Source organism: Streptomyces sp. NPDC059917 (assembly GCF_042730635.1).
In the GTDB taxonomy this organism is placed as follows: Bacteria; Actinomycetota; Actinomycetes; order Streptomycetales; family Streptomycetaceae; genus Streptomyces.
In genome coordinates this window covers 30,236-52,821 of the sequence record NZ_JBHWLC010000012.1, presented here as the reverse complement: position 1 = coordinate 52,821, position 22,586 = coordinate 30,236, and the positions used below count along the sequence as shown (strand labels likewise).

General features: G+C 73.9%; 2 protein-coding genes. Both read right to left on the bottom strand.

What is annotated here, in order from left to right; translation table 11 throughout:
• Positions 1-52: 52 nt before the first annotated feature.
• The gene (locus ACFWAR_RS09955; RefSeq protein ID WP_385775003.1) at positions 53-5,812 is read right to left on the bottom strand and encodes an SDR family NAD(P)-dependent oxidoreductase; all 5,760 of its coding nucleotides are present in this window, start codon (positions 5,810-5,812) and stop codon (positions 53-55) included.
• Complete coding sequence (locus tag ACFWAR_RS09950) at positions 5,809-22,545, bottom strand: type I polyketide synthase (RefSeq protein ID WP_385775121.1); 16,737 nt, start codon at positions 22,543-22,545, stop codon at positions 5,809-5,811. Before ACFWAR_RS09950 ends, ACFWAR_RS09955 begins: the two co-directional genes overlap by 4 nt.
• Positions 22,546-22,586 lie beyond the last annotated feature (41 nt).

Genomic DNA, 22,586 nt, shown 5'->3' with positions numbered 1-22,586 from the left:
TCGCGAAAAGAAGACGCGAAAAGAAAAACGGCCAGGTCCTACGTGCCTCGTTTCAGGATTTCCCCAGCTCGTTCTCGAGGGCGCTGAACAGTTCGTCGTCCGAAGCCGAATCGATGTCGCTGTCCGCGTGGTCGTCGTGCTCCGACCGCGCTCCGGCGGCGTCGCCGAGCCTGGCGAGGAAGGACTTCATCCGCACCATGACCTCGAGCCGCTTGATCTCGTCCCCGGCGAGGGCTTCGAGCAGGCCCTCCATCCGGTCCAGGTCCGCGGCGATGGCGGCCGCCGCCGGGCCCGCGCTCCCGCTGCCGTCCTCGTCGAGCTCGATCTCCGCACGGAGGTAGGTCGCGAGCGCGGCGGGGGTGGGGTAGTCGAAGATGAGGGTGACGGGCAGTCGCAGCCCGGTGGCCGCGTTCAGGCGGTTGCGGAATTCGACGGCCATGAGCGAGTCGAAGCCGAGCTCCATGAATCCGCGGTCCGGTTCGACGGTGGACGTGGTGGGGTGGCCGAGGATGGCCGCCGCGTCCTTGCGCACGAGCGACAGGAGCGTGTGCCTGCGGCCGGGCTCGTCGAGGGCGGTCAGTCGCTGCTTCAGCTCGGCCTCCCCCTCCGGCGCCGACGTCGTGGCCGCCCCCGTGCCCGCCGCGGCGGTGCGCCGCGCGGGCAGGCGCACCAGGCCGCGCATGACCGGCGGAACCGCGTCCGGGTCGGCCGGGCGGTTCAGCGCGGCGCGGTCGAACTGGATCGGCAGGACCGCGCTCCCGCCCGACCGCTGGGCGGCGTCGAGGAGTTCCAACGCCCGATCGGTCGCCAGCGCGGTCATGCCGCCGCGCGACAGTCGGCGGACGTCGGTTTCGGTGAGGCTCTCGGTCAGACCGGTGGTCTGGGCCCAGAACCCCCAGCCGAGGGCCAGGGCCGGACGGCCCTGCGCGCGCCGCTGCTGGGCCAGCGCGTCGAGGAAGGCGTTGGCGGCGGCGTAGTTGGCCTGCCCGGGGCTGCCGAAGGTCGCGGAGGCGGAGGAGAACAGCACGAACGCCGAGAGGTCCAGGTCGCGGGTCAGCTCGTCCAGGTGGATCGCCGCGTCGAGCTTGGGACGCAGCACCGTGTCGAGGCGCTCCGGCGTGAGGGAGGAGACGACGCCGTCGTCGAGGGTGCCCGCGGCGTGCACGACCGCGGTCAGCGGGTGCTCGGTCGGAACTCCGGCCAGTACCCCGGCCAGGGCGTCCCGGTCGGCCGCGTCGCACGCGGCCACCGTCACCCGCGCGCCCAGCGCTTCCAGCTCCGCCACCAGTTCGGCGGCGCCCGGGGCGCCCGCGCCGCTGCGGCTCACCAGGAGCAGGCTCCGTACACCGTGCGCGACCACCAGGTGCCGGGAGACCACACCGCCCAGGGTCCCGGTCGCGCCGGTGACGAGGACGGTGCCGGTCCCGAAGGCGGGCGCGGCGTCCGCCGTGCCCGGGTCGGCCGCGCTCACGCGGGCCAGCCTCGGGACGCGCACGTCGCCCGCCCGCAGGGCGAGCTGCGGCTCGTTCTGGTCGGCCGACCAGGCGAGCGCGCCCGGCAGGGCGTCCCACGAGGCCTGCGCGCCGTCGGTGTCCACCAGGACGAAGCGGCCCGGGTTCTCGGTCTGCGCCGAGCGCAGCAGGCCCCAGACCGGGGCCGCCGCGAGGTCCGTCAGCTCCGCGTCCGCTCCGGTGGCCACCGCTCCGCGCGTGAGGAGCACCAGGCGCGATCCGGCCGCCGCGAACCGCTCGTCGGACAACCAGGCCCGGGTCAGTGCGAGCGCCCTGCGCAGCTCGGTGCGGACGGCCGCGGCCGTGTCGTCGTCGGTCCGGCCGGTGTCGGTGGAGCAGTCGACGAGCACGACGGGCGGGAGCGCGTCGCCGGTGGCGAACGCGCCGCCGAGCGAGTCGAGGTCCTCGAAGGGCTTGACGTCCGTACGGCCGTCGCCGAGCGCGGAGGCCGCGCCGAGCGCGTCGCCGCCCACGATGGCCCACGGGACGGTGCCCGAACCGGCCCGCTCGTGCGGGACGGGGCGGTCCTGCCACTCGATGCGGAAGAGCGCGTCGTGGAGCCGCCCCGGGTCACCGGCGTTCCCGAGCCGCTCGGTGTCCACCGGTCGCATGACCAGGGAGTCCACCGAGGCGACCGGACGGCCGGTGTCGTCCGTCAGGGTCAGGGACACGGCGTCCGTGCCCGGCGTGGGCTTCATGGCCACCCGCAGGGCCGTGGCCCCGGCCGCGTGCAGCGCTACGCCGCGCCAGGCGAAGGGCAGCCGCGCCTGCGGTGCGGGGGCGTCGCCTTCGGCGTGCGCGGTCACCGCGGTCAGTCCCGCGGCGTGCAGCGCGGCGTCGAGCAGGGCCGGGTGGATGCCGAAGCGCTGGGCCTCGGCCTGCCGTTCCTCGGGCACCGCGATCTCGGCGAAGGTCTCCTCGCCGCGCCGCCAGGCCGCGCGCAGCCCCTGGAAGAGGGGGCCGTAGTGGTAGCCGAGCCCGGCGAACTTCTCGTACACGTCGGCGCACTCGACCGGGGTCGCCCCGGTGGGCGGCCACACGGTGAGGTCCTGGGCGGACGCCCGGGGAGCGGGGGCCCCGGGGGCCAGCACGCCGGTGGCGTGGCAGGTCCAGGTCTCGTCGTACTCGGTGTCCTGCGGCTTCGAGTGGACGCTCACCTCGCGCCGACCGGAGTCGTCCGCGCCGGTGACGCCCACGCGCAGCTGGAGGCCGCCCGTGTCGGGCAGCAGCAGCGGGGCCTGGAGCGTGAGCTCCTCGACCAGGTCGCAGCCGACCTCGTCACCCGCGCGGAGCGCCAGCTCCACGAACCCGGTGCCCGGCAGCAGGGTCGTGCCCGCGACCGCGTGGTCCGCCAACCACGGGTGCGTGCGCAGCGACAGCAGACCCGTGAACACCACGCCCGCGGACTCGGGCAGTTCGACCGCCGCTCCGAGCAGCGGATGTCCCGCCACGGACAGGCCCAGGCCCGACAGCCCGCCCTCCGCGACGCCTCCGGCGTCCAGCCAGTAGCGGCGGCGCTGGAAGGCGTACGTCGGCAGCTCGACGCGAGCGGCGTACGTCCCCTCGAACAGGGCGGCCCAGTCCACGTCCACGCCCTGGACCCACACCTCGGCCAGCGAGGTGAGGAAGCGGTCCAGGCCGCCGTCGTCGCGGCGCAGCGTGCTGGTCACGACGGCGGACGCGGCCTGCTCGCGGCTCTCCAGGGTCTCCAGGACGCCCATCGTCAGGACGGGGTGCGGGCTGATCTCGACGAACACGTGGTGTCCGTCGTCCGCCAGCGCGCGCACGCTCTCCTCGAAGCGGACCGGCTCGCGCAGGTTGCGGTACCAGTAGCCGGCGTCCAGCTGCGCGGTGTCGAGGACCCCCGCCGTCACGGCCGAGTAGTAGGGCACCTCGGCGGCGCGCAGCTCGACGCCGCGCAGCAGCTGCGCCAACTCCTGTTCCAGTACCTCGACATGGGCCGAGTGGGCGGAGAAGTCCACGCCGGGGACGATCCACCGCATGACGCCGGCCTTGGCCAGGACGGTCCCGAAGCGGGTCAGCGCGTCGGCGTCGCCGGAGATCACCACGGCCTTCGGGCCGTTCACGGCGGCGATGGAGATCGCGTCGCCGAAGGGCTCGATCTGCTCGCGCACCCATTCCTCGGAGGCCACGATCGACAGCATTCCGCCGCGTCCCGCGATGGCCAGCAGAGCGCGGCTGCGCAGGGCGACGACGCGGAGCGCGTCCTCCAGGGACAGCACGCCGGCCACGTAGGCGGCGGCGACCTCGCCCTGCGAGTGGCCCACGACGGCGGAGGGCCGCACACCGGCGGCGCGCCACATCGCCGCCAGCGACACCATCATCGAGAAGAGCGCGGGCTGCACGACGTCGACGCGCGCCAACGCGGTCTGGTCTTCGAGCACTTCGCGCAGCGACCAGTCGACCAGACCGCCCAGCAGCCGCTCGCACTCGTCCATCTGCGCGGCGAAGGCCGGCGAGGACTCCCACAGTTCGCGGGCCATTCCGACCCATTGCGAGCCCTGCCCGGGGAAGACGAAGGCGACCCGGCGGCCGGGGCCGGAGGTGGCCGGACCGGCCACCACGCCCGGGGCGGTCGTCCCGCCCTCGGCCAGCGCGCCCAGCCCCGCGACGAGGTCGTCGCGCGAGCCCGCGATGACCACGGCGCGGTTCTCCAGGGCCGCCCGCCCGGACGCCAGCGACCAGCCGACGTCCAGGGCGGAGGGCTGCGCGCCGTCGCGCACCCGGTCCAGCAGGCGCGCCGCCTGGTCGCGCAGCGCGGCGGCGCCGCGGCCCGACAGCACCCACGGGAGCGCGGGCGGTGCGACCTGGCGGGCCGCGGGCGCGGCGCCGGACGCGCGGTCCGGGTCCGGCGCCGCGGCCGGGTCGGCCGGGGCCTCGTACGCCGGGGCCTCTTCCAGGATCACGTGCGCGTTCGTACCGCTCACGCCGAAGGAGGAGACACCGGCGAGCCGGGGGCGTCCTTCGGTCCGCGGCCAGGCGCGCCGCTCGGTCAGCAGCTCGACCGCGCCCGCCGACCAGTCCACCTTCGTCGAGCGCTCGGCGGCGTGGAGCGTCTGCGGCAGTACGCCGTGCCCCATCGCCAGCACCATCTTGATCACGCCGGCCACACCGGCGGCGGCCTGCGTGTGGCCGATGTTCGACTTCATCGAGCCCAGCCACAGGGGCCGGTCGGCCGGTCGGACCTGCCCGTAGGTGGCGAGCAGCGCGTCGGCTTCGATCGGGTCGCCCAGCGAGGTGCCCGTGCCGTGCGCCTCCACGACGTCGACGTCCGAGGCCGAGGCCCGCGCGTTGGCCAGTGCCGCCCGGATCACGCGCTGTTGGGAGGGGCCGTTCGGCGCCGTGAGGCCGTTGCTCGCGCCGTCCTGGTTGACCGCCGAGCCGCGCACCACGGCGAGCACCGGGTGCCCGTTGCGGCGCGCGTCGGAGAGCCGCTCCAGCAGCAGCACGCCCGCGCCCTCGCCCCAGCCCATGCCGTCGGCCGAGTCGGCGAACGCCTTGGAGCGCCCGTCCGCCGCCAGCCCGCGCTGGCGGGCGAACTCCACGAAGGCGACCGGGGTGGACATCACGGAGACGCCACCGGCCACGGCCAGGGAGCACTCCCGGCGGCGCAGCGAGTGCACCGCCTCGTGCAGGGCGACCAGGGAGGACGAGCAGGCCGTGTCCACGGTCACCGCGGGGCCCTCGAGGCCGAGGAAGTAGGAGAGGCGTCCCGAGAGCACCGCGCCGGAACCGCCGGTGACCACGTAGCCGGCGACGTCCTCGGTCACCGCTCCGGCGCCCGGGCCGTAGTGGGAGGGCGTGCCGCCCACGAAGACGCCCGTCTGGCTGCCCTTGAGCGATGTCGGGTCGATCCCGGCGCGCTCGATCAGCTCCCACGAGGCTTCGAGGAACAACCGCTGCTGCGGGTCCATCGCCAGCGCCTCGCGGGGGGCGATCGCGAAGAAGCCCGCGTCGAACTCGGCCGCGTCGCGCACGAAGCTGCCTTCGTTCACGTACGTGGTGCCCGTCCGCCCCGATGCCCCGTCGGGGTCGTAGAGCGCCTCGATGTCCCAGCCCCGGTCACGCGGGAGCGGGCCGGTGGCGTCGGTGCCCTGGGCGAGCAACTCCCACAGCTCTTCGGGGGAGTTCGCGCCTCCGGGGAACCGGCAGCTCACCGAGACGATCGCGATGGGCTCCTGCTCGCGCCCCTCCTGCTCCTGCAGTCGCGCCCTCGTCTTCTGCAGGTCGGTGGTGACCCACTTGAGGTACTCCCGGAGCTTGTCCTCGTTCTCCGTCATGACTTACCGAACTCCTGGTTGATGAAGTCGAATAGTTCGTTGTCCGTGACCGCGTCGAGCTGGTTCTCCGCGGGCCGGCCTTGCGCTGTGTCGGGGAGTCCCGCCGTCGATCCGTCGAGCCTCGACAGGAGGACGTGCAGGCGGGAGGAGAGCGTGGACCGCAGGTCCTCGTCCTCCGCGGGGATGGAGAAGAGCGCCGCTTCCAGCTTGTCCAGCTCGGCGATCGCGGAGCCGGGCGCACCGGCCGCGGTGCCCGCGAGCTGGGCCCGCAGGTGGGCGGCGAGGGCCTGCGGCGTCGGGTGGTCGAAGACCAGCGCCGTGGGCAGCCGCAGTCCGGTGGCGTTCTGCAGCCTGTTGCGGAGTTCGACGGCGGTCAGCGAGTCGAATCCGAGCTCCTTGAACGCCCGGTCCTCGCCCACCGCGTCGGGTCCCTCGTAGCGCAGTACGGCCGCGGCGGCCGAGCGCACCAGGTCGAGCAGCGTGCGGTCGAGCTCGGGTCCGCTCATCGCGGCGAACCGGTCGGCGGGCGAGGTCGACTCGCCGTCGGCCGGGTCCTGCGCGCCGGTCGATCCGGCCGCCTCGGACTGCTGGAGCGCCCGCTGGGCCTGCGGCAGGTCGTCGAGCAGCGGCCGCGGCCGGGCCGCGGTGAATCCGGGCGCGAAGCGCGACCAGTCCACGTCCGCCACCACGGCGCAGGTCTCGTCGTGGTCCAGGGCCTGCTGCAGCGCCGCGATCGCCAGGTCCGGGTCCATCGCGAGCACCCCGAGGCGGGCCATGTGCTCCTCCGCCCCGTTGTCGACCAGCATTCCCGCTCCGCGCCACGCACCCCACGCGACCGACGTCGCGGGCAGGCCGCGGGAGCGGCGCCGCTCGGCCAGTGCGTCGAGGTGGGCGTTGGCGGCGCCGTAGGCGCCCTGCCCACCGGCGCCCCACACACCGGCGTTCGAGGAGAAGAGGACGAAGGCGTCCAGCTCCTCGCCTTCCAGCAGCTCGTCCAGGTTGTCGGCGCCGGTCACCTTGCCCGACGCGGCGTCGGCGAGCGTCACCAGGTCGGTCGCGTCGAGCGTCGCGCTCGGCGCCACGCCCGCGGTGTGCACCACCGACCGGACGGGGGACCCGTCGGCCCGCAGTCCCTCCAACAGCGCGGCCAGCGCGGCACGGTCGGCGACGTCGCACGCGGCGATCGTCACCCGGGCGCCCGCCTCCGTCAGCTCCCGCGACAGTTCCTCGGCGCCCGTGGCCGCCCTGCCGTGACGGCTGGTCAGCACGAGGTGCTCCGCTCCGCCCCGGGCCAGCCAGCGGGCGACCTGCCCGCCCAGCGCGCCGGTTCCACCGGTGATGAGGACCGTGCCGCGCGGCTTCCACCCGCGTGCGGCCCGCGTCTCACCGAGCGGTGCGTGCACGAGCCGCCGTGCGAAGAGGCCCGCCGTGCGGAGTGCGAGCTGGTCCTCGGGACCCGCCGCGCCGCCCAGCACGCCGGAAAGCCGCGCCAGGACCCGCGGGTCGGGGTTCTCGGGAAGGTCGATCAAGCCGCCCCAACGCTGCGGGTGTTCCAGACCGGCGACCCGGCCCAGCCCCCAACTCCGGGCCTGCGCCGCGCTGACGGCGGCGCCGTCCGCGCGCCCCGTGGACACCGCGCTCCGCGTCGCCAGCCACAGCGGCGCCGCCAACTCGGCGTCGCCGAGGGCCTGCACGAGGTGCAGGGTGCCGGCCAGGCCCGACGGTACCGCCGGGTGCGCCGGGTGCGGGGCCTCGTCGAGGGCGAGCAGCGAGAGCACGCCGCCGATCGCGTCGGCGACGCCGTGCCCGGCCAGGGTCTCCCGTACGCGCCCGGCCAGCCGCGACCGGTCGCCTTCCGCGGGGTCCCAGAGGAGCGGGACGACGGACGCGCCGCCGTCGGTCAGCGCCCGGGCGGCCGCTGCGGCCCACGGCGAATCGGCGTCCCCGGAGGGGACGACGAGCAGCCACGTGCCGGTCGCGGACGTCGCGGCCGCCGCCGGGTTCTCCGGCACCTGCTTCCAGGTGACGCGGTAGCGCCAGCCGTCGAGCGTCGTGCGGGTACGTCCTTGGCGGCGCCAGGAGGAGAGCGCGGGGAGCAGGCTGCCGAGCGACGACTGCTGGTCCTCGTCCTCGACCGCGAGGGTCGTGGACAGCGACTGCAGGTCGCCGTTCTCGACCGCCTCCCAGAACTGGGCGTCCAGCCGTCCGGCCGCCGTGTCCGCCGACGCGCCCGCACCGGCGGCCGCCTCCGCGGCCGGTGCCTCCAGCCAGTACCGGCGCCGCTGGAAGGCGTACGTCGGCAGGTCCACCCGGCGCGCGCCGGAACCGGCGAACGCCTGCTCCCAGTCGACGTCGGTGCCCTGGACCCAGACCTCCGCCAGGGAGGTCAGGAAGCGGTCCAGGCCGCCGTCGTCGCGCCGGAGCGTGCCGCAGACCACGGGAGGAGCCGTCGGGCCCTGCCCGGAGACCTCCAGCGTGTCCTGCACGCTGACGGTGAGGACGGGGTGGGAACTCACCTCGACGAAGGTGGCGTGCCCCTGTTCGGCCAGCGTCTCGATCGCGCTGCGGAAGTGGACCGTCTCGCGCAGGTTCTGGTACCAGTACCCGGCGTCGAGGCCGGTGGTGTCCATCCATTCCCCCTTCACGGTCGAGAAGAACGGCACCCGCGAGGCCTTCGGCCGTACGGCCGCCAGCACCTGGGCGAGTTCGTCCTCGATCCGCTCCACGTGGGAGGTGTGCGAGGCGTAGTCGACGGGGATCCGTCGGACCCTGATCTCGTCCGCCGCGCAGGAATCCGTCAACTCGTCCAGCGCGGACGGGTCACCGGCCACCACGACCGAGGTGGGGCCGTTGACGGTGGCGATCGAGAGTCGGCCGTCCCACGCGGCTATGCGCTCGGTCGCTTGCTCAACAGACAACTGCACCGATGCCATCCCTCCGTGCCCGGCCAAACTCCCGGCAATGGCTTGCGACCGCAATGCCACCACCCGAGCACCGTCCTGCAAGGACAGCCCGCCCGCGACGCAGGCGGCGGCGATCTCGCCCTGCGAGTGTCCCACCACGGCAGCCGGCTCCACGGCGAACGACTGCCACAGCGCGGCCAGTGAAACCATCACCGCCCACGAGACCGGCTGGACCACGTCGACCCGCTCAAGTGACGGGGCGCCAGGCGCCGCACGGACAACGGCCTCCAGGTCCCAGTCCACGAACTCGGCCAGGGCCCGGCCGCACTCGGCCATCCGCTCGGCAAAGACCGGAGCGGAATCCATCAGATCCACCGCCATACCGGCCCACTGCGAACCCTGACCCGGGAACACGAACACCACCCGGCCACCGGACCCGGAAGCGGCGCCCTCCACGAGGCCGGAAACCGACTCCCCGCGGGCGAGTGCCGCGAGGCCCGTGTCCAGGCCCGCACCGCTGCCGACGACCACCGCGCGGTGCTCGAACACCGACCTGCTAGTGGCGAGCGACCAGCCGACGTCCACCGGCGACAGCTCTACGTCGCCCCGCACGAGCGAGCCCAGCCGCGCCGCCTGATCCCGCAGGGCCTGCGCGCTGCGGCCCGACACGATCCACGGCACGGTCACCGGACGGGCGGAAGCCTCCGCCCCTTCGGCCCGTTCGGCCACGTCGGCCGCCTCGGCCCCGTCGGCCGGACCCGCACCGAGCGCCCGGGGCGACTCGGCGGGCAGGTCCGCGGGCTGTTCGAGGATCACGTGCGCGTTGGTGCCGCTCACGCCGAAGGACGACACACCCGCACGACGGGGGCGGCCTTCCTCGCGCGCCCACTGCCGCGGCTTGCTCAGCAGCTCGACCGCGCCCGCCGACCAGTCCACCTTCGACGACGGCGCGTCCGCGTAGAGCGTCTCCGGCAGGACGCCGTGGTGCATCGCCTGCACCATCTTGATCACGCCGGCCACACCGGCGGCGGCCTGCGCGTGACCGATGTTGGACTTCAACGAGCCCAGCCACAGCGGCCGTTCGGCCGGACGGCCCTGGCCGTAGGTCGCCAGCAGGGCCTGCGCCTCGATCGGGTCGCCGAGCGTCGTACCCGTACCGTGGGCCTCCACCACGTCCACATCGGCGGCGGACACAGCCGCGTTCGCCAATGCGGCCCGGATCACCCGCTGCTGCGAAGGGCCGTTCGGCGCGGTCAGACCGTTGCTCGCACCGTCCTGGTTCACCGCGGAACCACGCACCACCGCCAACACGGGGTGACCGTTGCGCCGGGCGTCCGACAGCCGCTCCAGCAGCAACATGCCCGCGCCCTCGGCCCATCCGGTGCCGTCCGCGCCGTCCGAGAAGGACTTGCAGCGGCCGTCCGGGGACAGTGCCCGCTGCCGGCTGAACTCGACGAACGTCATCGGCGTGGACATCAACGTCACGCCGCCCGCCAGGGCGAGCGTGCACTCACCGTTGCGCAGTGCCTGGGCCGCCAGGTGCAGGGAGACCAGCGACGACGAGCACGCGGTGTCGACCGTGACGGCCGGGCCCTCCAGGCCGAAGGTGTACGAGAGGCGGCCGGAGGCCACGCTGCCCGCGCTGCCGTTGCCGAGGAAGCCCTCGAACCCCTCGGGCACGGTCCGCAGCCGCGAACCGTAGTCGTTGTACATCACACCGGCGAAGACACCGGTGCGGCTGCCGCGCAGCGACTTCGGGTCGACGCCCGCGCGTTCGAACGCCTCCCACGCGATCTCCAGGAGCAGTCGCTGCTGGGGGTCGGTGGCCAGTGCCTCGCGCGGCGACATCCCGAAGAACTGCGGGTCGAACTCCGCTGCCGCGTGCAGGAAGCCGCCCTCACGGGTGTACGTCTTGCCCTGCCGCTCCGGGTCCGGGTCGTAGAGGTCCGCGTCCCATGCCCGGTCCGTCGGGAACTCCGAGATCGCGTCCACGCCACCGTCGACCAGGTTCCACAGCGCCTCGGGAGAGTCGACGCCGCCGGGATAGCGGCAGCCCATTCCCACGATGACGATCGGGTCGTCGAGGTCGCCCGCCGGGGAAGGCACGAGGACGCCCACCGATGCGGTCGAGAGGTCTCCCGCTCCGAAGAGTTCGGTGTTCAGGTGGGTGACGAGAGCACCGGGCGAAGGGTGGTCGAAGACGAGCGTGGCGGGCAGGCGCAGCCCGGTCGCCGCATTGAGCCGGTTGCGCAGCTCCACCGCGGTCAGCGAGTCGAAGCCCAGCTCCTTGAAGGCCCGCCCGTCCTCGATCGCATCCCCCGAACCGTGCCCGAGAACGGTCGCGATCAGCCCGCGCACGAACTCCGACAGCGCACGCGTCCGGTCGCCCTCGAGCAGCCCGGACAGCCGCTGGACCAGCTCCTTCGCGGCTCCGCCCTGCTCCGCAGCGCGCGCCCGGCGCACCGGACCGCGGACCAGCCCGCGCAGTACGGCGGGCAGCTCGGCGCCCAGCTCGCGCAGCATCGCCTGGTCGAAGCGCACCGGCAGCAGCAGCGCCTCGTCCGCCGCGAGAGCGGCGTCGAAGAGCGCCAGACCGTCCTGCGAGTCCAACGCGACCAGACCCGAACGCGCCACGCGCGCCAGATCCGCCCGGCCCATCTCGCCCGTCATCCCGCTGCTCTGCCGCCACAGCCCCCATGCGAGCGAAGTGGCCGGCAGGCCCTCCGCACGCCGTACGGTCGCCAGCGCGTCCAGGAACACGTTCGCCGCGGCGTACCCGCCCTGGCCCGCGCTGCCCAGCACGCCCGACGCCGAGGAGAACAGCACGAACGCCGACAGGTCGAGGTCGCGCGTCAGCTCGTGCAGGTTCCACGCCGCGTCCACCTTCGGACGCAGGACCCGCTCCACGCTCTCGACGTCCAGGCCCGTGATCAGCCCGTCGTCCAGCACACCCGCGGCGTGCACGACCGCGGTCAGCGGGTGCTCGGCCGCGACCCCCGCCAGTGCGGCGGCCAGCGCGTCCCGGTCGGCCACGTCGCACGCGGCCACCGACACCCGTGCGCCCAGCGCCTCCAGCTCCGCCACCGACTCCGCCGCACCCGGGGCGTCCGCCCCGCTGCGACTCACCAGCAGCAGGTGCCGCACACCGTGCTCCAGCACCAGGTGCCGGGCCACCACACCGCCGAGCGTCCCGGTGGCACCGGTCAGCAGCACCGTGCCGGCCGGGTCCCATTCCCGCGCCTCCCGCGGTACGGGCGCAGTCGCCCGCAGCAGCTTCGGCACGCGCACGACACCGTCGCGCACGGCCAGCTGCGGCGCGTCGGAGGACAGCAGCCCGTCCGGCAGCCCGCTGGCTCCGTCGGTGTCGACGAGCACGAACCGGCCGGGGTTCTCCGTCTGCGCCGAGCGCAACAGCCCCCAGACCGGGGCCGCGCCCGGATCGGTCACCGTCTCCTCGGGTCCGGCCGCCACCGCACCGCGCGTCACCAGCACCAGACGCGATCCGGCCTCCTCGAACCGCTCGTCCGCGAGCCACGCCTGCGCAAGCGCCAGGGCGCGGTGCACGGCCTCGTGGGCGGCCCGAGCGGTCCCGCCGGTCCGTGAGACGAAGGGGACGAGTACGACGTCGGGAACAGCGGCGCCGTTCTCCACGGCCGCGCTCAGCTCCGCGAGATCGGCGTGCACCGCGGCCCCGGGAACTCCGAGTCCGGTCTCCGTACCCGGGGTCCCGATCACCGCCCACGGTCCGCGCCGGGCCGCCAGGGCGGCCTCGTGCGTGGTCACCTGCGGCGCCTGGGCCCACTCGACCCGGAACAGCGCTTCGTCCGTCCCGCTACGGGCCGCGTTCGCGATCTGGTCGGGGTCCATGGGCAGCAGGACGAGGGACTCGACCGCCGCGACCGGCTGCCCGGTGCTGTCGGCGACCGTCACCGACACCGAGTCGTCGGCATCGGCGGGCGCGAGGCGCACCCGCAGGGCCGCCGCGCCGCTCGTGTACAGGGACACACCGCGCCACGCGAAGGGCAGCCGCGGCCGACCGTCGGAGAAGATGCCGCTCAGCCGCAGACCGTGCAACGCCGCGTCCAGCAGCGCCGGGTGCAGCCCGAACTGGGCGGCGTCATCCTGCGCGTCCTCGGGCAGCACCGCTTCGGCGAACACCTCGTCGCCGCGGCGCCAGGCCGCCCGTACGTTCTGGAACATCGGGCCGTAGCCGTAGCCGTCGGCCTCGAAGTCCTCGTACATGCCGTCGGTGTCCAGCGCCACCGCGCCCTCCGGCGGCCAGACCGCCAGATCGGCCACGGGCTGCGCGGCACCGGTCGTCAGCGCACCCGTCGCGTGGCACGTCCATTCCGTGTCGGTGTACGCGTCGGCGGCTCGCGAGTACACGCTGAACGTACGCCGACCCTGCTCGTCCGACGCGGCGACGGTCATGCGCAGTTGGACGCCGCCCTTCTCGGGCAGCACCAACGGGGCCTGGAGCGTGAGCTCCTCGACCACGTCGCAGCCGACCTCGTCACCCACGCGGACCGCGAGTTCCACGAAGCCCGTCCCCGGCAGCAGCACCGTGCCCGCGACCGCGTGGTCCGCCAGCCACGGGTGCGTGCGCAGGGACAGCCGCCCCGTGAACACCACGCCCGCGGAATCCGGCAGCTCCACCGCCGCGTCGAGCAGCGGGTGTCCCGCCACCGCGAGGCCCAGACCCAGGCCCGAGAGCCCACCGTCCGCAGCGCCTCCGGCCTCGAGCCAGTAGCGGCGCCGCTGGAACGCGTACGTCGGCAGCTCGACCCGCGCCGCACCCGTCCCCTCGAACACGCCAGCCCAGTTCACGTCCACGCCCTGGACCCACACTTCGGCCAGCGAGGCGTAGAACCGGTCCAGGCCGCCGTCGTTACGACGCAAGGTGCCCGCCACGATCGCGGACTCGGCCTGGTCCTGAATGCTCATGGTCAGTACGGGGTGCGCGCTGACCTCGATGAAGGTGCCGTGACCCTGCGCGACCAGGTCCTCGATCGCGCCCTGGAAACGGACCGTCTGGCGCAGGTTCCGGTACCAGTACCCGGCGTCGAGACCCGACGTGTCCAGCCAGTCCCCCTCGACCGTGGAGAAGAACGGCACTCGTGCGGTCATCGGCCGCACCGCCGCCAACACCTCGGCCAGCTCGCCCTCGATCCGCTCCACGTGCGAGGTGTGCGACGCGTAGTCCACCGCCACCCGGCGGGCCCGAACACCCTCCGCCTCGCACTCGGCCTGGAGCTCGTCCAACGCCTCCGGGTCACCGGCGACGACGACCGAGGTCGGACCGTTCAGCGCCGCGACCTCCAACCGCCCCGCCCAACGCACCAGACGGGACTCCACCTCCGCCAGCGGCAACGCCACCGACATCATCCCACCCAGACCCGCCAGACTGCCCGCAATGGCCTGCGACCGCAGCGCCACCACACGAGCACCATCCACCAGCGACAAACCACCCGCGACACACGCAGCAGCGATCTCACCCTGCGAATGACCCACCACAGCAGACGGCTTCACACCGAACGACTGCCACAGCGCGGCGAGGGAAACCATCACCGCCCATGAGACCGGCTGGACCACATCCACCCGCTCCAGCGACGGCGCACCCTCACGTCCGCGCACCACATCCAGCAGATCCCAGTCCACGAACTCAGCCAACGCACGACCACACTCGGCCATCCGCTCGGCAAAGACCGGAGCGGAATCCAGCAGATCCACCGCCATACCAGCCCACTGCGAGCCCTGACCCGGGAACACGAAGACCACCCGGCCACCGGACCCCGAGACCACACCCTCCACCAGACCCGAAGCCGGGAGACCCTCACTCAACGCACTTACACCAGAGGCGAGTTCACCCAGCGCGCCGCCGATCACCACGGCGCGGTTCTCGAACTCCGCACGCCCGGCAGCCAACGACCACCCCACGTCCACCGGCGACAGACCCGCACCATCGGACTCGACGAGCGACGCCAAGCGCGCCGCCTGACCGCGCAGCGCCTCGACGCCCCGGCCGGAGACCATCCACGGCACCGCCACCGGCGCCACGGAGTCCTGCGCCACCGGCTCGGCCACCTCGGCCTCGGGGGCCTGCTCAAGGATCACGTGGGCGTTCGTACCGCTCACGCCGAACGAGGACACGCCCGCACGACGGACCTGGTCAGCAGCGCCGGGCACCCACTCGCGCGCCTCCGTCAGCAGCTCGACCGCACCCGCGGACCAGTCCACCTTCGACGACGGCTCGCCGACGTGCAGCGTCTCCGGCAGCAGGCCGTTGCGCATCGCCTGCACCATCTTGATCACGCCGCCCACACCGGCCGCGGCCTGCGCGTGTCCGATGTTCGACTTCAACGAGCCCAGGTACAGGGGCCGTTCGGCGGGGCGGTCCTGGCCGTAGGTCGCGATCAGTGCCTGTGCCTCGATGGGGTCGCCCAGCGTCGTACCGGTGCCGTGCGCCTCCACCGCGTCCACGTCCGCCGCGGAGACCCGGGCGTCTGCCAGGGCCGCGCGGATCACGCGCTGCTGCGAGGGGCCGTTGGGCGCGGTCAGGCCGTTGCTCGCGCCGTCCTGGTTCACCGCGGAACCACGCACGACCGCCAACACGGGGTGACCGTTGCGCTGTGCGTCCGACAGCCGCTCCAGCAGGAGCACGCCCGCGCCCTCGGCCCAGCCCGTACCGTCCGCCCCGTCCGAGAACGACTTGCAGCGGCCGTCGACGGCCAGTCCGCGCTGGCGGCTGAACTCCACGAAGACCATCGAGGTGGCGAGTACGTTCACGCCGCCCGCCAGGGCGAGCGTGCACTCGCCGTTGCGCAGCGACTGCACCGCCAGGTGCAGTGCCACCAGCGACGACGAGCACGCCGTGTCCACCGTGACCGCGGGACCTTCGAGGCCCAGCGTGTACGCGACACGGCCCGAGATCGCCGAGGTGGTGCTGCCGGTCAGGTAGTAGCCCTCGCTGCCTTCGCCGGACTGCTCCATGCCGAAGGCGTAGCCCTGTGCCGCGGCTCCGGTGAACACGCCCGCCCGGGATCCGCGCACGTCGGCGGGGTCGATGCCGGCCCGCTCGAAGGCCTCCCACGAGGTCTCCAGGAGCAGTCGCTGCTGCGGGTCCATGGCGAGGGCCTCGCGCGGCGAGATCCCGAAGAAGCCTGCGTCGAAGTCGGCGGCGGTGTGGAGGAAGCCGCCGCTGCGGACGTACGACTTGCCCGGACGGTCGGGGTCGGCGTCGTACAGCGCGTCCAGGTCCCAGCCCCGGTCGGTCGGGAAGTCGGTGATGCCGTCGCCGCCCGCGGCCAGCAGGTCCCACAGCGCCTCCGGGGACGCGACGTCGCCCGGGAAGCGGCAGCTCATGCTGACGATGGCGATCGGGTCGTCCGTCCCCGGGGCGGACGCGTGCGGCAGGACCGCCGTGGCGTCGGCCCGGGCGCCGAGGAGTTCCTCGCGCAGGTGTCGCGCGAGCGCGGCCGGAGTGGGGTGGTCGAAGACGAGCGTGGCGGGCAGGCGCAGCCCGGTCGCCGCGTTCAACCGGTTGCGCAGTTCCACCGAGGTCAGGGAGTCGAAGCCGAGCTCCTTGAACGCGCGGCTCTCCTCCACGGCCGTCGCTGATCCGTGGCCGAGGACCACCGCGACGTGACCGCGCACGAACTCCGTGAGCTCCACGAGCTGTTCGGCTTCGGGAAGGCCGGCCAGCTGTCGGGCGAGCCCGGTGGGCGCGGCCGAGGTGCCGGTGGACGCCGTGGCCCGGGCGCGCTGTACGGGGCCCCGGACGAGGCCGCGCAGCAGTGCGGGTACGGGCGTGCCGGAGGTCCGCAGCGCGGCGGGGTCGAGCCCCACCGGCAGCAGGAGCGGCTCGTCGGTGGCGACGGCGGCGTCGAAGAGCGCCAGGCCCTGGTCGTTCGAGAGCGCGGTCAGTCCGGAGCGTGCGATGCGGGTGCGGTCCGCCTCGCCCAGCTCGCCCGTCATCGTGCTGCTCTGCTCCCACAGGCCCCATGCAAGCGACGTGGCCGGCAGGCCCTCGGTGCGACGGACCGCCGCGAGGGCGTCGAGGAAGACGTTCGCCGCCGCGTAGCCGCCCTGTCCGGCATTGCCGAGGACGCCGGAGACGGAGGAGTAGAGGACGAAGGCCGACAGGTCCAGGTCACGCGTCAGTTCGTGGAGGTTCCACGCGGCGTCGACCTTCGGGCTGAGCACGCCGTCGATCCGCTCGGGGGTGAGCGCGTGGATCATTCCGTCGTCGAGGACGCCGGCCGTGTGGACGACCGTGGTCAGGGGGTGTTCGGCGGGGATGTCGGCGAGGAGCCCCTGCAGCGCGGACCGGTCGGCGACGTCGCAGGCCACGACGCGCGCCCGGGCGCCGAGCCCGGCGAGTTCCGCGACCAGTTCCGCCGCGCCGTCGGCTTCCGGCCCGCGGCGGCTGACGAGCAGCAGTTCCCGCACGTCGTGTCGCTCCACGAGGTGTCGGGCGACGAGCCTGCCGAGCGTTCCGGTCGCTCCGCTCACGAGGGCGGTGCCGTTGCCGGAGCCGGCCAGGGGGGCCGGTACGGTCAGCACGACCTTGCCGATGTGGCGGGCCTGGCTCACGTGGCGGAAGGCGTCGGGGGCCCGGCGGATGTCCCACGTGGCGACGGGCAGGGGTGTGATCACCCCTTGCTCGAAGAGGTCCAGGAGTTCCAGCAGGATCTCCTGGGTGCGGTCCAGGCCGGCCTCGTTGAGGTCGAACGCCTGGTAGGCGACGCCCGGGTGCGCCGCGGCGACCTCGGCGGGGTCGCGCTTGTCGGTCTTGCCCATCTCCAGGAACCGCCCGCCGCGCGGCAGCAGCCGCAGCGACGCGTCCACGAACTCCCCGGCGAGCGCGTCGAGCACCACGTCCATGCCCCGGGCGCCGGTGGCGTCGCGGAAGGCGTCCTCGAAGTCCAGGGTGCGGGAGGAGGCGATGTGCGCGTCGTCCAGCCCGGCGCCGCGCAGGGCGTGCCACTTGCCCTCGCTGGCCGTGCCGAAGACCTCGGCCCCCCAGAGCCGGGCGAGCTGTACGGCGGCCATGCCGACGCCACCCGCGGCGTTGTGCACGAGCACGGATTCCCCGGGCCGCACCGCGGCGAGGTCGCGCAGGCCGTAGTAGGCGGTCAGGAAGACGACGGGGACGGAGGCCGCCTGCACGTACGACCAGCCGTTGGGCATCGGGGCCAGCATCCGGCGGTCGGTGACGGCGAAGGGGCCGAACGAGCCGGAGAAGACGCCCATGACCTGGTCGCCGGGGGCCAGGTCGGTCACGCCCGAGCCGACTTCGGTGACGACGCCCGCGCCCTCGTTGCCCATGACCTGCTGGTCGGGAACGACGCCGAGGGCCAGCACCACGTCCCGGAAGTTCATGCCGGCCGCGCGGATCTGCACCCGCACCTGGCCGGCTTCGAGCGGCTGCTCGGCCGCCGGGCTCTCCAGCAGTTCGAGGTTGGCGAAGGATCCCCTCTGGGGGATCTCCAGGCTCCACGCCGACGCGCCCGCCGGGGGGACCAGCATTCCGTCGCCGTGCGCCAGGCGTGCCACGCGCGGGACCCGCACCTCGCCGACGCGCAGCGCCAGCTGCGGTTCGTCGTGGGTCGCCGCCCAGGCGAGTGCCGTCGCCAGTGCCTCGTCGGACTCCACGGTGCCGTCCGAGTCCATCAGCACGAAGGCGCCGGGGTTCTCGGTCTGCGCCGACCGCAGCAGTCCCCAGACGGGGGCCGCCGTCAGGTCCGTCACGTCGCCGTCGGTGCCGGCCGCCACCGCGCCCCGCGTCAGCACCACCAGACGGGAGCCGGTGAACCGCGCGTCGCCCAGCCACTCCTGGACCAGCGCCAGCGCGCGATGGCTCGCCGCGTGCGCGGCCGACGGCGTCGCCGGACCGTCGCTCTCCTGCGGCGGGTCCGCGGGATCCCGCACCGCGACCACGACGACGTCGGGCAGCTCGGCGCCGGCCGTCACCGCCTCGCCGAGGGCTGCCAGGTCCGGGTACGCGGCCGTGCCCGGGACCTCCACCGAGGCGCCGATCCGAACGATGCCGGGGGCGCGGGTGGCGTCGTGGGGCGCCGGGGTCCCGATGGCCGCCGTGGTCCAGTCGATGCGGAACAGCGTGTCGTGCTCGTGCTGCTTGCCCGCGGCCGCCGCCAGCTGTTCGCGGTCCACGGGCATGCAGACCAGCGACTCCACCGTCGCGACCGGTTGCCCCGTACCGTCGGCCACCGTCACCGAGACGGTGTCCGTTCCGGCCGGTGCCAGGCGGACGCGCAGCATCGACGCACCCGCCGCCCGCAGCGACACACCGCGCCACTCGAAGGGCAGCCGGGCCCGTCCGTCGGCGAAGAAGCTGCCCAGCTGCACTCCGTGCAGCGCCGAGTCCAGCAGGGCCGGGTGCATGCCGAAGCGACCGGCCGCCTCCTGGTGCTCCGCGTCGAGAGCCACCTCGACGAAGACCTCGTCGCCGCGCCGCCATGCCGCGCGCACGCCCTGGAACACCGGGCCGTAGCCGTAGCCGTCGGCCTCGAAGCGCTCGTACATGTCGTCGACGGGCACGTGCTCGGCGCCCGCCGGAGGCCATTCCACGAGGTCGGCCGCCGGCTGCGCACCACCGGCCGCGAGCACGCCCATGGCGTGGCAGGTCCACTCTCCGGCCGCCGACGTCTCCTCGTCGCGGGAGTGGACGGTCAGCGTGCGGCGCCCCGCTTCGTCGGGCTCGCCCACCATGATCTGGAGCTGTACGACGCGACCCTCGGCGAGGACGAGCGGCGTCTGGAGGGTGAGTTCCTCGACGGTGTCGCATCCGACCTGGTCACCGGCGCGTACGGCCAGCTCCACGAAGCCGGTCCCCGGGAAGAGCACGGTGCCCGCGACAGCGTGGTCCGCCAGCCAGGGGTGCGTGCGCAGCGACAGCTGTCCCGTCAGCAGCAGTCCGTCGGCTCCGGCCAGCTCGACGGCGGCGCCCAGCAGGGGGTGCTCCGCCGCCCCGAGTCCGAGGCCGGCCACGGAGCCGGCGCCCGCGAGGTCGTCGGTGGGCTCCAGCCAGTAGCGCTGGCGCTGGAAGGCGTAGGTCGGCAGGTCCACCCGGGACGCACCCGTCCCCTCGAACGCCTGCGTCCAGTCCACCGCGACGCCGTGCGTCCACGCACGCGCCACGCCGGCGACGAACGAACGCTCCTCGCCGCGACCCGCGCGCAGCACCGGGACGAACACGCCGTCCGATACGCACTGCGCGCCCATCGCGCTGAGCACGCCGTCCGGGCCCAACTCCAGGAACACGGAGACGCCTTCGGCCGCGAGGGCCTCGACACCGTCCGCGAACCGCACCGAGCCCCGCACGTGGCGCACCCAGTACTCCGGCGAGCACAGCTCCTCCGCCGACGCCACCGCGCCCGTCACGTTCGACACCACCGGAATCACCGGGGCGCCGTAGGTGAGACCCGCCGCGACCTCGCGGAACTCCTCCAACATGGCGTCCATGCGCGGCGAATGGAACGCGTGCGAGACCACGAGGCGCTTCGTCTTGCGGCCCTGGGCCTTGAGCGCCGCCGCCACCTCCAGCACCGCGTCCTCGTCACCGGACAGCACGACCGACGAGGGGCCGTTCACCGCGGCGATGGAGACCCGATCCGCGTAGTCGGCCAGCAGCTCGACGACGTCGGCTTCCGACGCCTGCACCGCCACCATCGCGCCACCCGCGGGCAACGCCTGCATCAGACGACCGCGCGCGGCCACCAGCCGGGCCGCGTCCTCCAACGACCACACACCCGCCACACACGCCGCGACCAACTCACCGATCGAGTGCCCGCCCACGAACTCCGGCCGCACGCCCCACGACTCGATCAGCCGGAAGAGCGCCCACTCGACGGCGAACAGACCCGCCTGGGTGAACACCGTCTCGTCCAGAGCACCTTCAACGCCGCCCTCGCCGAAGGCGACCTCACGTACTCCACCCCGCACATGACCGGACAGCTCCCGGTCCAGCACCCCACACACCTCGTCGAACGCCCCCGCGAACACCGGGAAACGCGCGTACAACTCCCGCCCCATCCCGACCCGCTGCGAACCCTGGCCCGAGAACAACACGGCCATCCGGCCGGCATCCGCGGCGCCGCCGCCCGCCGGGCCCTCGACGAGACCCGGGACGGCTTCGCCGCGCGCCAGGCCGTTCAGCGCGGCCATCAGCTCGTCGGACGATTCGCCCGTCACCACGGCGCGGTTCTCGAATCCCGTGCGGCCCGAGGCCAGCGACCAGCCCACGTCCACCGGCGACAGGTCCGCGTCACCCTCGACCCGGGAGACCAACCGCGCGGCCTGCGAGCGTAAGCCGTCGACCCCGCGCCCGGAGACCACCCACGGCGTCACCGCGGGGCCGCCCTGCCGGGCGGGGCGCTCCGCCGGCTGCTCGGCCTGCTGCTCCACCGGCTGCTCGATGATGACGTGGGCGTTCGTACCGCTCACGCCGAAGGAGGACACGCCCGCACGACGCGGACGCCCCTCGACCGCCGGCCACTCCCGCGCCTCGGCGAGGACCTCGACCGCACCCGCGGACCAGTCCACCTCGGAAGACGGCGCGTCCACGTACAGGGACTGCGGCAGTGTGGCGTGGTGCATCGCCTGCACCATCTTGATCACGCCCGCCACACCCGCGGCGGCCGCGGTGTGACCGATGTTCGCCTTCAAGGAGCCGATCAGCAGCGGCCGGTCCTCGGGCCTGCCCTGTCCGTAGGTGGCGAGCAGGGCGTCGGCCTCGATCGGGTCGCCGAGCGACGTGCCCGTACCGTGCGCCTCGACCGCGTCGACCTCGGCGGTGGTCAGTCCGGCGCTCGCCAGTGCGGCGCGGATGACGCGCTGCTGGGAGGGGCCGTTCGGCGCGGTCAGACCGTTGCTCGCACCGTCCTGGTTGACGGCCGAACCACGGACCACCGCGAGGACCGGGTGGCCGTTGCGGCGCGCGTCCGACAGGCGCTCCAGGAGCAGTACGCCCGACCCCTCGCCCCAGGCGGTCCCGTCGGCGCCGTCCGCGAACGGGCGGCACCGACCGGTGCGGGACAGTGCGCCCTGCTTGCTGAACTCGACGAAGATCTCCGGCGTGGCCATCACCGTGACGCCACCCGCGAGGGCGAGCGTGCACTCACCGTTGCGCAGCGCCTGGGCCGCCAGGTGCAGGGTCACCAGGGAGGACGAGCAGGCCGTGTCGACGCTGACCGCGGGCCCCTGGAGGCCGAGGGTGTAGGAGAGCCGACCCGAGACCACGCTGGCCGCGATACCGGTGGCCAGGTAGCCCTCGGACTGCTTGGGTGCCCGGCGCAGCAGGGCCGCGTAGTCCTGCCCGTTGGTGCCGGCGAAGACGCCGGTACGGCTGCCCTTCAGCGACGACGGGTCGATGCCCGCCCTCTCGATCGCCTCCCAGGACGTCTCCAGCAGGAGGCGCTGCTGCGGGTCGAGCGCCATGGCCTCGCGGGGCGAGATCCCGAAGAACGCCGGGTCGAACTCGCTGACGCCGTGCAGGAATCCACCCTCCCGGACGTACGAGGTGCCCGGCCGCGACAGCTCCGGGTCGTACAGGCCCTCGGTGTCCCAGCCACGGTCGGTGGGGAACTCCGAGAAGGCGTCGCCACCCGACGCCACGAGGTCCCACAGCTCCTCGGGCGAGGTCACTCCCCCGGCGTAGCGGCAGCCCATGCCGATGATCGCGATCGGCTCGTGCTCTCCCGACTGCACTTCCTGGAGGCGCTGTCGTGCCTCGTGGAGCTCACCGGTCACTCGCTTCAGGAAATACCGAAGCTTGTCCTCGCTGCTGTTCGTCACGCCGTACCACTCCAGAGGTTCAGGAAGTCTTCACGCAGTTCAAAGGGGGTGACCTC